This window comes from Bacillus cereus group sp. MYBK220-1, assembly GCF_051916445.1.
Classification (GTDB): domain Bacteria; phylum Bacillota; class Bacilli; order Bacillales; family Bacillaceae_G; genus Bacillus_A; species Bacillus_A cereus.
In genome coordinates, this window is record NZ_JBQAGQ010000002.1 from 24291 (window position 1) to 36407 (window position 12117).

Consider the following 12117-nt stretch of genomic DNA (forward strand, 5'->3'; position numbering starts at 1 on the left):
ATATTAGGCTGCGGAGAAGAATTTCTCTGTAGCCTTTTTATATTGCTTTTAAAAAAGGAAAATAGAGCATCGAATTTCGATGCTCTACTTTTTATGTATAAAAAAATCCCTCTTTATGAGGGATTTTAATGTGGTAAGAATATCAATTGATAAGCAAACAAAATTCCAAATACATACACAAGTGGGTGAACAGCACGGAATTTACCTTTTGCCACTTTCATAAGTGGGTATGAAATAAATCCAAGTGCGATACCTGTTGCGATACTTGATGTAAGTGGCATGCTTAAGATTACTAAAAATGCTGGGAATGCTTCATCAAATGCGTCCCAATCGATGTGGCGAACTGAACCCATCATAAGACTACCAACGATAATTAATGATGGAGCAGTAATAGCTGATACACCAGAAACAGCACTTACTAATGGTCCGAAGAATGCTGCTAATGCGAATAGAACAGCTACTGTAACAGTTGTTAAACCAGTACGACCACCAGCTGCAACACCAGCAGATGATTCAATGTAAGCTGTTGATGGTGTCGTTCCGAACATAGAACCAATAGTTGCTGAGAATGAGTCAGATAGAAGAGCTCGTCCTGCTTTTGGAAGCTTTCCGTCCTTCATAAATCCACCTTGTTGTGCAACGCCAAGTAATGTACCTGTTGTATCGAATAGTGTAACAAGGAAGAATGAGAATACAACGCCGTATAATCCGTAGTTAATTACGTCAGATACAGCAGTAATTGGATTTGAAACGATAATTCCTTCTGGTAATCCAGGCATTGATGTAACACCGTTTGAGAATGTTAATTGTCCTGTGAAGAAAGCGATAATACCAGTTAATAACATCCCGATAAATAGTGCGCCATTTACATTTAAAGACATAAGGACAATTGTAATTCCAAGTCCAGCTAATGCTAGTAGTACTGGAGCAGAGTGAAGATCACCAAGTCCAACTAAGTTTGCATCATTTTTTGTAACGATACCTGTTAAACGTAAACCGATAAAGGCGATAAATAGCCCGATACCAGCAGTAATTGCATGTTTTAAGTTTTCAGGAATTGCTTCCATTAATTTTGTACGGAAAGATGTAAATGATAGCAAAATTAAAATCATACCTGCTACGAATACAGCAGAGAATGCAATTGCGAAAGTCATGCCTTCATGCGCTTTTACAACAGAGTAAGAGAAGTAAGCATTTAATCCCATACCTGGCGCGATTGCGATTGGTAAGTTTGTAAAGATTGCCATAAATAATGTTCCGACAACAGCAGCAATAATTGTTGCTGTAAATGCTTGTTCAAATGGAACACCTGCATCTCCAAGGATAACAGGGTTTACGACAATGATATATGCCATTGTTAAGAAGGTAATAATACCTGCCATAATTTCAGTTTTAATAGAAGTTTTATGTTTTGAAAGGTTAAACATATAAACATCCTTTCTGTTTACGAATAATTTTCACAACAGTTATATATAATATTCGTTTTTTATCTATTTTGCAATAGTTTTGCATAAAAAGTTTATAACAATTCATATTTTGTGTCTTAAATTCGAATATTAATCGTAAAACGATGTGTGAATTTCAGCTTTTTATTGTGCACATGCTAAGGAAAAGGAGTTGAAAGAAGCTATGCCACAACAAAAAAACTTTATAACAATGCCTGCGCAACATCAAAATAAGCAGCCAGGTATTGAATCATTAATGAGCCCCCTTCCGCAGTTTGAAGATGCAAACTATAAAGGAAGTGAAAAGTTAAAAGGGAAGAATGTGTTAATTACGGGAGGGGATAGCGGAATTGGACGAGCAGTTTCCATCGCTTTTGCAAAAGAGGGAGCAAATGTTGCGATTGCTTATTTAGATGAGGAAGAAGATGCAAATGAGACGAAACAACGTGTTGAAAAAGAAGGTGTAAAGTGTGTATTGTTGCCGGGGGATTTGAGTAATGAACAGCATTGTAAAGATATTGTGGAAGAGACCGCCCGGCAGTTAGGTAGTTTAAATATTTTAGTTAATAACGTTGCACAGCAATATCCGCAGCAAGGGCTAGAGTATATTACAGCAGAACAGCTAGAAAAAACATTTCGTATTAATATTTTTTCTTATTTTCACGTTACGAAAGCAGCCCTTTCTCATTTGAAGAAAGGGGATGTCATTATAAATACGGCATCTATCGTTGCATATGAAGGAAATGAAACGTTAATTGATTATTCCGCAACGAAAGGAGCAATCGTAGCTTTTACAAGATCACTTTCTCAATCGTTAGTGCAAAAAGGGATTCGGGTAAATGGTGTTGCACCAGGCCCGATTTGGACACCGCTTATTCCATCGAGCTTTGATGAGAAGAAAGTCTCTCAGTTTGGGAGCAATGTTCCGATGCAAAGACCTGGTCAACCATATGAATTAGCGCCGGCATACGTATACTTGGCATCTGGTGATTCATCCTATGTTACTGGGCAAATGATACATGTAAATGGGGGCGTTATTGTAAATGGATAGTTTTCATTTATAAGAGCAAAGTAATGTTAATTCCACTTATTATAGGGAGCGCTAGGGGGGATATAGCTGAAAAAGTTATGTTTCATCATACTATTATTTTTCATCCTACCGGTTAGTGCTTTTGCTAATACAGATCATTTAATATTAGTAAATCTTACGACGAACCAGTTGTCTTTTTTTGAAAATGGAAATTACACAAAAACATTTCCAGTAACGACTGGAAGAGATCGTACACCTACGCCTGAAGGTAATTTTTGTATTATAACTAAATTTAAAAATAAAGAATACCATCGAAAAAAAATACCTGGGGGTGCACCGAATAACCCTCTTGGTACGAGGTGGCTTGGACTAGATAAGAATGAATATGCAATTCACGGGACGAACCGGGAATGGACGATTGGAAGTAGGGAATCAAATGGCTGCATTCGTATGCATGACAGGGATATACAATGGTTATATGACCGAGTACAATTACAAACAAAAGTAATCATTTCTCGTTTTCATACGAGCCCCGAATATGAAGCGAATAAGCTTGGTTATCGCGTTGTGAGCTGGAATGGTCGAAAAATAGAAGAAGAACAAATTGGAGTACTTACGCTAGTAGACCGCGCGGATATATATTGGCAAGAACCAAATGGACAGTTAACGAAAGTGAAAACGGTATTGCCAAATGAAAGATATCCAGTGTACTCAAAACGAAAAGATGGAATATATTATATAGGAAACAATTCGTATATTATAGATGAAACAGGAGAGAAAGTTCGTTACGAGCAAATTCCTTCTTCGATTTTAAGTAATATATATAAACGGAAATACAATGTTCCGTAATGGCTACCGTATTATAGACGGTAGCTTATTTATACTTGGAGTTTAACTGCAACTATTGTATTTTGCTGAATATAATACAGTACAGATAGGGGGCGGTTATATTATGAAAAGTGAATTTGCGTTTAAAGTTTTCTTAGTAACAACCTGTTTATTTATCGTGTATTTATATGCGTTTCTCGTCTTTTCTTTTTATGTTCCATATGTTGATTTAATATTGTTCTTCGGATTTATTTGGGCGTTTGTGAAAGCGAGGGAAGGAGAGAAGAGTATATATCGGCGCATTACCCTATGCGGGACGGCCGTTCTCGTTATTTTGTACTTTTTTATTATGCATGATTTTTGGAGAGGAATGTAAAAAAAGCATACGATTAATCGTATGCTTTTATATCTGTTAATGATGGAAGAGAGGCAATTGCACCGTAATTTGTACATGTGATAGCGCCTACTTTATTGGCAAAGGAGATAAATGCTGTTAAGTCTTTGAAATGATACGAAAGTGTATGTTCACTTTGGGCAATCTGATATAACATTGCTCCAACGAAAGCATCACCAGCACCAGTTGTATCGACTTGTTGAATGGAAATAGAAGAGACAATAGTTTGACCTTCATTTGTCGCAAGAAGGGTACCGTCTTTTCCAAGTGTAATAGCTACTACTTTTGCGCCATAATTTAATAATTTGAGTGCAGCTTGTTGTAAATCACTCTCTTTAGAGAGCATAGTAGCTTCCTCTTGACTTACTTTTACGAAGTGTGCATGTTTTATAAAGGTTAGACAATCTTGAGAGAATTGTTCTGTATTTGTAATGAGTGCACTTCGATAATTTGGATCAAAAGAAATAAAATGGCCTTTATCTTTCGCATATTGTAACAACTGAAAATACGTTTCTTTTAATGGGCTTGATAGTAAAGCTGTCGCTGAACCGAAATGTATTAAATCATTCGTTTGTATTTTTGATAAATCAATGCTATTGAATTGATATTCACCATCTGCACCACGCATAAAAGTAAAATCACGTTCGCCATCTTGATCGATGGATACGAATGCAAGTGTTGTTTGTTTATCTTTTATGAGCATGGATGTATCGACTTGCGCACGCTGTAAAGTTTGTTCAAGAAACTCACCAAATGGGTCGTTTCCTACTTGCCCCATAAATGTAGCGTGTCCACCTAATTTTGTAATCGCAGCAGCAACGTTAGCGGGTGCTCCACCAGCTTTTTTTTCGAAATCTGAACCGTTTACTAAAGAAACGTTAGTATTTCGGCACACAAAATCAATTAATAGTTCACCTATACAAAAGACATTTCTCATACAATCCCTCTTTTCAGCTTATATTGTGTGATGGTAAAGCTTAGTTTTGCATCTGAAAAGATTGCGATATGATGTTTCATGTCTTTTCGGGGAAAAACTCGGGACGTAAAGACTGTTGAACCATCGTATAAGAAAATTTCCACGATGCTTTTATCTACAAATATTTGTAGTTCTATCGTATCTTGAATATTGATTTTTTTACAGCGTTCAAATCCATATTCTCCGCCAAATTGATGGTAGAAGTTGCCCCTGTCTATAGAAATAGTACCTTGTTCCCGATTAAATGTAATGGGGAAACATTCCTCCTCATTGTGGAAGAGAGAAAGACCAAAACGCTTTGCATCTTCTGTTTTAAGTGTAACAATTAATTCATAGGAGTCTTCATCATCAAGCGTTGATAATACATTTAATCCAGCTGTTATATCTCCTGAAATGTCTTTTTTTGTTGTTCGTAGTTTTGTTAATTCTGAAACTGGTTTTTGTTTTAAGATGTTATCTTCTAATGTTAATTCACGTGGAAGTGTTAGGCAATGAGCCCACATATAATCATCAGAAGGATATGTGATTTCACTTGATCCTGCCCAAGCAAACAATAGGCGACGACTAGTAGAGTCTTCTAAAGTTTGAGGGGCATAAAAATCGAATCCTTTATCAGCTTCGTAATAGGAATCAACATGGAAATATAAATTTTTAATATCGAAATGGCCTATAGCATAAACGACATTGTATACATTGTGAAAGTTTTCTCCGTCTTTTTCAATTCCTTGCGGTGAAAAGAGAAGTACATCTTTCCCTGATAATTGGAAGTAATCGGGGCATTCCCACATAAATCCGAATTCTTTTAAGTTTGTTGTAATTTCGCCTTGGAAATGCCAATTGTATAGGTCTTGTGATTTGTATAGTAATAGAGTTCCTGTTTTATTTTCACGTTGGGCACCGAGTAACATATAGTACATATCATTATGTTTCCAGACTTTTGGATCACGTACATGTTTTGTATATCCGTCAGGAATTATATCAATAACAGGATTATTACTATATTTCGTCATCGTATATTGTGAATCCATTGTTGCCATACATTGTTTTGCATCACGGGAATCATCAGGCTTTTTTATATTCCCTGTATAAAGTAGATGAAGAAGGCCATCTTTTACGATAGCACTACCAGAATATGCACCGTGTGATTCATAGCTTTCAGTAGGGATGATGGCTACAGGCATACGCTCCCAGTTAATAAGGTCTTTTGACCTCACATGCCCCCAATGCTTCATTCCATGAATGGGACCAAATGGATACCACTGATAAAAAACGTGATATTCATCATTGTAGTATGATACACCGTTAGGATCATTCATTAATCCAAATGGTGGGTGGATATGATAAATTGGTTTCCATGAATCTTGGTTTGCAATTTCATATAAAGAATGTAATTCGTCTTTATTAGATTGCAGTATTGTTTTATATTTTGACATAGGTTTTCACCCCGTTATTATTTACTTTCTTTATATAAAATGAATGTGGCAACAAAAGCAGTGATAACTGCAATAGCGAAACCAATTATATAGTGAATCATGTTCATCATGCCAAGAGGTGCAACAATTGTAAGCATCGGAATACCTGTTAAACCGTATGCATTAGCCGCTACTTGCATCCAAACAACGTAAGCGCCTCCAATTGCGCCGCCAATAGCTGCTGCAATAAATGGTTTACCAAGTTTTAAATTGACACCAAAAATAGCTGGTTCTGTAATTCCTAAAAATGCTGAAGCTGCTGCTGGAATTGCAATTTCTTTCGTTTTTTTGTTTTTTGTTTTGAAATAGACAGCTAAAGTAGCACCGCCCTGTGCAACGTTCGCCATTGACCAAATAGGGAGTAAGAAATTGACACCGATATCTTTATTTGCGAGTAAGCCCGCTTCAATAGCGTGGAAGCTATGATGTAAGCCAGTAAGAACGATTGTTGAATACAATCCACCGAATATAAGTCCAGCTACTGGTCCTGCAAATTGATAAATTGTATTTAAAAGGTACGTAATGCCGTCACCGATTTTATATCCAATTGGTCCGATAATAATAAGTGATAAAAAGCCAGTTATAATAATTGTTAAGAATGGTGTAACTAATAAATCTAAAGAGTTCGGAACACGTTTTCGAAGTTCTTTTTCAATTGTACTCATAACATATACACATAATAAAATAGGTAAAACAGTACCTTGATAGCCAATCATATCAATATCCATACCAAGGAAATGTAAAACAGTGGGTTTTGCATTTGAAAGAGTCCAAGGATTTGTTAAGTTTGGGTGAGTTAATATACCACCAACAACTGCACCTAAGAAAATGTTTCCACCAAATTCTTTAGCGGCACTAACTCCAATTAAAATAGGTAAAATGATGAAAGCTGCACTTGAGAACATATCAAGTAATTGGATAAGTGAGTGATCTCCAGGAACTAATTTAAACGCTTTCAACATTCCGAGTAGACCCATAAGTAAACCGCTTGCGACGATAGCTGGAATAATTGGAACAAAAATATTAGATAGTGTCTTTGCTAGGCGGGCGATAGGATTCATTTTTTTCTTAGGTATATCGTTTGATGTTGTAGAATCTAGTTCGGCTATTCCAATTAGTTTTGAGAATTCATCATATACTTTGTTTACTATGCCAGTTCCAAAAATAATTTGATATTGCTCGGTCGTTGCAAAAGCACCTTTTACTCCATCGATGTTTTCGATTTCTGCAGCGTTTATTTTCGTATCATCCTTTAATATAAGACGAAGGCGAGTCGCGCAATGTGTGGCACGAACAATGTTTTCCTTTCCACCAATATTCTGTATTACTTGAGTTGCAATTTGTTTCATATCCATAAAAATTCCCCCTTACTATAAATTTCCTTTTGTGGAACCGGTTCCGCAAAAAGTTAAAATAAAAAACAGGGAAATGATGTTGAAAATCCTGTTTTTAAAATGTGGAACCGGTTTTAATTTTATTATAGAGCGCCTTTATATTTTGTCAACGCTTTCTTGGATTTTTAATGTATAACGAGAGTGTAATATTTTTGGTATAGTTTTGTTTTCAACAAGCTGTGAAAGAGAAGTGGCAGCAAGCTTTCCAGCATACTCATAGTCAAACGCAATTGTCGTTAAACTAGGGTGTACCATTTCTGAAATATCATATCCACCGAATCCTGTTACAGAAATATCACCTGGTACAGAAAGAGAGTGGGAGTGAATGACTTTCATTGCGCCAAGAGCGATGTTATCTGTAGCACATACGATAAGAGTTGGGCGATTATTATCTAAAATATGTTGTACTTGTTTCATGGCATCTTCTATGCGGAAAGTTGTTTCGTAATATGAAACGTTGCAAGTCGGTTCTAAATTTTCAATTGCTTTTTGAAAACCATTTTTTCGATTTATTCCAACAGAAATATCATCTTTTTCTATCCCTAAATAGGCAATATGTCGATGGCCTTGCGATAAAACGTATGCCCCTAACTCATAAGCTGCATCATAATCATCGTGAACGAGGCAATATTGATCTTTATATTCTTGCCCGACGAATAAAATAGGGATGTTTGAATTAGCCATAATTTTTTGATGTTCATTCGTTAATGTTTTTGTTAATAAAATAATGCCAGCTACCTTTTGTTTTATAAAGTTTTCAATTGCTTGTATTTCAGTTCCGGTTGTTTGATTTGCATTTGCTACAAGCATTTGATAGTTATTTTCCTGTAATGTTTTATCGATCCCGATAAGTGTTTTCATTGTAGCGAAGGAGTCTAATCGGGGGATGATGACACCAATTAAATTTGTTGTTTTTGCTTTTAAACTTTGAGCAAATGTATTGGGAGAGAAATTTGTTTCCTGAATAATACCTTCGATTTTAAGTTTTGTTTTATCACTTACATATCCGCCGTTTAAGTAACGAGAGACTGTGCTTTTTGCAACTCCAGCCAATTTGGCGATATCTGCAATTGTTTTAGCCATAGTATTCCACCTTCGTATTCATAAAAATGTTAACTTTATTATAGGGAGAATTAGAGATGACGTAAACCAGAAGAGAGAAAGAAAAAACCACCTCACGTATATGAGGTGGAATAATTGTTAATATCTAGGCTTAAATGTATGACAACAAGTCTCTACACTCGTTGCTACAGAACTTTCTAGCGTTTCGTTTGTTAAAACAGCAGCTGTATATGAATCATTTTCAGTTTGACCAGTTTCATCTGCATCAGGCTGAACGATGATCGCACTTGCTTGACAAAAGTTACCTTGTCCCCAAAAAGAACAGTTGGAAACAGAACATCTTACTTCTGGCATAAAACCCCCTCCTTATACATTAGTGTGGGATTTTACGCCCATTTCATGTGTAGAAGGAGTTTCCTTTTCTCGTTACTTTTTCGTTTGCTCAAGCCATTCTTTTAATTTGTCTTTCGGCTGTTCACCGCTAATACGGCTCACTTCTTTGCCATCTTTAAAATGAATGATTGTTGGTGTACCTTGAATTTTATATTCATCCCAAGGAACATCTAATTTTTCAATATCCATAACTTTCATATCAACGTTCAAGTCTTTAGCCATTGGCACTACGACAGGAGATAATTTTTGGCAATGAACGCAAGATGTTTGATAAAAGTATACTGTTTCTTCTTTTTTCTCTTTTAAGTTCTTTTGAAGATCTGAAAGAGAAATTTTATTTGTGTAGTAGTCAGGGCCATCTGTTTGACTACCAGTAGCATTATCAATTTTTTGGCTAGTTGAAGCGTTTTTTTCTTCCATTTGTGTTACAGCGAAAATTGCCGCAAACAAGGCGATAATAATACCACCAAATATAAGCATTTTTTTCATTCTTTCATCTCCTTATTTGTTTTTGATGACAATAAAGCTACAAACAGCGATTGTAATAAAGCCGATAAGTGCTAAAAACGGGATTGTCACAAAGCCGAACCAGTTTATGTATTCTCCCGTACATGGTACACGTCCACAAGCTGCCCCAGCAGCTGAAAATGCTGCGACTTTTTGAATTGCATAGTGATATAAAGAAATACAAGCACCAATACTTGCAATTGGTAAAGAATAACTTGCAATGCGATAATCTTTCTTTGCTACAGCGATACCAAGCCATAAAACGAATGGATACATAAAAATACGTTGATACCAACAAAGAACACAAGGCTCAAATTTCATGATTTCGGAAAAGTACAGACTTCCTAGTGTAGCGATAAAAGAAGCTCCCCATGCGGTAAGTAAAGCATATTCTTGCTTTTTTTCTCGTCCCATATTTTATACCTCTCTTATAATAGTTACATACTAAATTATAGTATGAAGTGGTATGGAAAAGAAAGAAAAAATATGTTTATCAATAAAAGTTTTATAAGGAGAAACTTTTATTGATATAAACATTTTAAAAAAGCGCCATTCTCCGGAAGAGAATAGCGCTATATTTTACATTTGAATTTGTTCTACTTCTTCTACATGCGACTTTTGGGATGCATGGTCAATATATTGAAATAGGAGCTGCAATTGTTTATCAACTTCTGGTAGTTCCTTGCTGTATTGATAAGCGTGTAAAAAATGCTCAATACGCTTAGAAAATAATTGATCGTTCGTTTGAACCATGAGAACGAGTAATTTATCCCAATTACAGCAATACGTGTAATAGAGAGCTTTATCATAGTCGTTATATGTTTGCACTGTGTACCCTCCTTACCGAGAGTTATATATAGTGTGTGATAAGTAAGGAGAAATACACTTGAAAGAATTTGTTAAGAAAAAAAGTGAATGAAAAGAAAAAACGAGGAGTTTCCTCGTTTTTTAAGCTTTTGGCATTGGCGTAGGTGTTGGTTTGCCATAGCCTTCTTTATATTTATTATCGATATAGTTACGAATTTCTAGCGTTGATTTTCCTTTTTGTTTCATGGAAGCAGATTCAACTGCGATTTCTAGGCAATTGACGCAAGTCGTTGCGTGGGAATCCCAAACAACTTCACCATTCTTTTTAATTTCACGGATAAAGCAGTTTTTATTATTTTTATGTCCTACACTTTCGCCGCAACCACAATAGCATGGAATCCAATCTAATAGCTCTACATTTTGTCCAGCCACGGTGTAGATATCTTTCATTTGTGGATCAAGCTTATCTAGGAAGGTCGGAAGTGTGTCGACTCCTTTTGTTTTCTCTTGAATGTCAGCTTGCTGAGTGTGCGATGCGTGGTCATGTTCTTCTTTTTTTGATTCAGAAGATTTTTGGTCATTTGTACCAGTACTTCCGCATCCAGCAAGAATTAAGCTTAGTACTGCAAGTAAAGAAAATACATACTTTTTCATTCGCTTGTCCCCTTTACAAATGTATTAATCAAATTGTATCAGAGATTACGGTGTATCGGTTGAAGATTTTTTTGACTGATTTTTGAAGCGCCACCTTAGCGAATGAACTAGAAATAAAATTGGGATATAAGCGTATACAATATACAATCCCGCTTGAGATAGTACAGTATTTAATGCGTTGATACTTTCCCGATTTTTAAAAAATAAAGAAGCTGTAAAAACGATGAAAATAAAAAATGGTAGTGTAAATTTAAATGAAATATGAAAGGAACGCTTCATCGTTTGACATGATGACCAAATAGTTAAACAAAGATTCGGCAAAATTATTAAAAACCAAACAAAAATAATAATATATTCGAACCGTTGAATAAAAGGAACTTTAATTATTTTTAACATCGTTAAAGTAGGCCAAATAGTGTGATTCAATTGTCCTTCACTATAATACATAAATGATACAATAGCTAAAACTACATAAATTAGAGTGCTAAAAACAATCCCTGCGTGAGCCCATCTTTTTAAAGATTTTCCTTTTTCAATAAAGGGATAGAAGATAAGAATTGTTTCAAATCCGAGAAATTCTAATGCAGATTGTTTTGCTGACACAAGTATGTCGAAAGGGGAATGCGTAAAAATAGGTAAAATATTACGAAAATGTGCATACTTCATCGGATAGACTAAAAAGAATACAACGAACATAGGAAGAACAATACCCCAAAAACATATCCCTGTCACAGAACGGAAGCCACCTTTTATAATGTAGTAAGTGACCAATAAAAACATTAGGGTAAGTTTCCATAACTTAATGGTAGGAAAGATCCAAACTTGTATTACTTCCATATATGTACGAAGAACAGTAAGGCAAAATAATAAGCAATAGAGAGTGAAAATTACAGAAAATATAGAGCCAATCCATTTTCCAAAGGTTGTTGTATGAATGCTAATTAAATCTCCGTCTTTTTCAAGCATTTTTAACATACAAAACAGTACAATATGAGTTGCAATACCTGCAATAATAAGAGAAATCCAAGCATCATAACCTGCATTTTTCAAAATTACACGTTGATATCCGAGAATTCCTATTCCGATTTGGAGAGAATGCAATAAAATAAATGCAAAATATGGAGAGACAGTTTTTGTTTTATTCATTGTATTCAT

At 35.4% G+C, this 12117-nt stretch carries 14 protein-coding genes; 3 read left to right on the plus strand and 11 right to left on the minus strand.

The features are described from left to right. Window positions 1-125: 125 nt before the first annotated feature. On the minus strand, window positions 126-1427 hold the full coding sequence (locus ACTFRU_RS06990; protein WP_000482715.1) for an NCS2 family permease: 1302 nt from the start codon (window positions 1425-1427) through the stop codon (window positions 126-128). A gap of 202 nt (window positions 1428-1629) precedes the next feature. On the opposite strand from ACTFRU_RS06990, the gene ACTFRU_RS06995 reads away from it, so the two are divergent. The 3 genes from ACTFRU_RS06995 (at window position 1630) to ACTFRU_RS07005 (ending at window position 3679) form a co-directional block, all read left to right on the plus strand. Then, complete coding sequence (locus ACTFRU_RS06995) at window positions 1630-2496, plus strand: SDR family oxidoreductase (protein ID WP_001136261.1); 867 nt, start codon at window positions 1630-1632, stop codon at window positions 2494-2496. 66 nt (window positions 2497-2562) lie between these two features. Continuing rightward, entirely contained in the window at window positions 2563-3324 is a 762-nt protein-coding gene (locus ACTFRU_RS07000; protein ID WP_025709928.1) for a L,D-transpeptidase, read from the plus strand. A gap of 103 nt (window positions 3325-3427) precedes the next feature. Further along, a complete protein-coding gene (locus tag ACTFRU_RS07005; protein WP_000834195.1) occupies window positions 3428-3679 on the plus strand; it encodes a hypothetical protein in 252 nt (83 codons plus the stop codon). A gap of 13 nt (window positions 3680-3692) precedes the next feature. On the opposite strand, the gene ACTFRU_RS07010 is transcribed toward ACTFRU_RS07005, so the two are convergent. The 10 genes from ACTFRU_RS07010 to ACTFRU_RS07055 form a co-directional block, all read right to left on the minus strand. Continuing rightward, on the minus strand, window positions 3693-4634 hold the full coding sequence (locus ACTFRU_RS07010; RefSeq protein ID WP_001246640.1) for a carbohydrate kinase family protein: 942 nt from the start codon (window positions 4632-4634) through the stop codon (window positions 3693-3695). Next, entirely contained in the window at window positions 4631-6106 is a 1476-nt protein-coding gene (scrB, locus tag ACTFRU_RS07015) for a beta-fructofuranosidase (RefSeq protein ID WP_000049751.1), read from the minus strand. Before scrB ends, ACTFRU_RS07010 begins: the two co-directional genes overlap by 4 nt. A 17-nt stretch (window positions 6107-6123) precedes the next feature. After that, window positions 6124-7500 (minus strand): sucrose-specific PTS transporter subunit IIBC, encoded by a 1377-nt coding sequence (locus tag ACTFRU_RS07020; protein WP_000367318.1) that lies wholly within the window; start codon window positions 7498-7500, stop codon window positions 6124-6126. A 135-nt stretch (window positions 7501-7635) separates the two neighbouring features. Beyond that, window positions 7636-8622 (minus strand): LacI family DNA-binding transcriptional regulator, encoded by a 987-nt coding sequence (locus ACTFRU_RS07025; RefSeq protein ID WP_001140402.1) that lies wholly within the window; start codon window positions 8620-8622, stop codon window positions 7636-7638. 117 nt (window positions 8623-8739) lie between these two features. Then, window positions 8740-8955 carry a DUF1540 domain-containing protein gene (locus tag ACTFRU_RS07030; protein WP_001115482.1) on the minus strand — a complete coding sequence of 72 codons (216 nt, stop codon included), beginning with the start codon at window positions 8953-8955 and terminating at the stop codon, window positions 8740-8742. Between the two features lie 72 nt (window positions 8956-9027). After that, window positions 9028-9483, minus strand: a complete 456-nt coding sequence (locus ACTFRU_RS07035; RefSeq protein WP_000738436.1) for a thioredoxin family protein — start codon at window positions 9481-9483, stop codon at window positions 9028-9030. A gap of 12 nt (window positions 9484-9495) precedes the next feature. Beyond that, window positions 9496-9915, minus strand: a complete 420-nt coding sequence (locus ACTFRU_RS07040; protein WP_000532263.1) for a disulfide formation protein C — start codon at window positions 9913-9915, stop codon at window positions 9496-9498. A gap of 165 nt (window positions 9916-10080) precedes the next feature. Then, complete coding sequence (locus ACTFRU_RS07045; protein WP_001195459.1) at window positions 10081-10329, minus strand: YhdB family protein; 249 nt, start codon at window positions 10327-10329, stop codon at window positions 10081-10083. A gap of 120 nt (window positions 10330-10449) precedes the next feature. Beyond that, entirely contained in the window at window positions 10450-10962 is a 513-nt protein-coding gene (locus ACTFRU_RS07050) for a PCYCGC domain-containing protein (RefSeq protein ID WP_000761027.1), read from the minus strand. 45 nt (window positions 10963-11007) lie between these two features. After that, window positions 11008-12117 (minus strand): GerAB/ArcD/ProY family transporter, encoded by a 1110-nt coding sequence (locus ACTFRU_RS07055; protein ID WP_001095034.1) that lies wholly within the window; start codon window positions 12115-12117, stop codon window positions 11008-11010.

What these genes read in the sequence shown, in the direction of transcription:
- ACTFRU_RS07005 (WP_000834195.1), top strand. Translation starts at nt 3,428, where the DNA reads ATGAAAAGTGAATTTGCGTTTAAAGTTTTCTTAGTAACAACCTGTTTA.
- ACTFRU_RS07055 (WP_001095034.1), bottom strand. Translation starts at nt 12,117, where the DNA reads ATGAATACAATGAATAAAACAAAAACTGTCTCTCCATATTTTGCATTT.
- scrB (WP_000049751.1), bottom strand. Translation starts at nt 6,106, where the DNA reads ATGTCAAAATATAAAACAATACTGCAATCTAATAAAGACGAATTACAT.
- ACTFRU_RS07010 (WP_001246640.1), bottom strand. Translation starts at nt 4,634, where the DNA reads ATGAGAAATGTCTTTTGTATAGGTGAACTATTAATTGATTTTGTGTGC.
- ACTFRU_RS06995 (WP_001136261.1), top strand. Translation starts at nt 1,630, where the DNA reads ATGCCACAACAAAAAAACTTTATAACAATGCCTGCGCAACATCAAAAT.
- ACTFRU_RS07050 (WP_000761027.1), bottom strand. Translation starts at nt 10,962, where the DNA reads ATGAAAAAGTATGTATTTTCTTTACTTGCAGTACTAAGCTTAATTCTT.
- ACTFRU_RS07020 (WP_000367318.1), bottom strand. Translation starts at nt 7,500, where the DNA reads ATGGATATGAAACAAATTGCAACTCAAGTAATACAGAATATTGGTGGA.
- ACTFRU_RS07025 (WP_001140402.1), bottom strand. Translation starts at nt 8,622, where the DNA reads ATGGCTAAAACAATTGCAGATATCGCCAAATTGGCTGGAGTTGCAAAA.
- ACTFRU_RS06990 (WP_000482715.1), bottom strand. Translation starts at nt 1,427, where the DNA reads ATGTTTAACCTTTCAAAACATAAAACTTCTATTAAAACTGAAATTATG.
- ACTFRU_RS07035 (WP_000738436.1), bottom strand. Translation starts at nt 9,483, where the DNA reads ATGAAAAAAATGCTTATATTTGGTGGTATTATTATCGCCTTGTTTGCG.
- ACTFRU_RS07030 (WP_001115482.1), bottom strand. Translation starts at nt 8,955, where the DNA reads ATGCCAGAAGTAAGATGTTCTGTTTCCAACTGTTCTTTTTGGGGACAA.
- ACTFRU_RS07040 (WP_000532263.1), bottom strand. Translation starts at nt 9,915, where the DNA reads ATGGGACGAGAAAAAAAGCAAGAATATGCTTTACTTACCGCATGGGGA.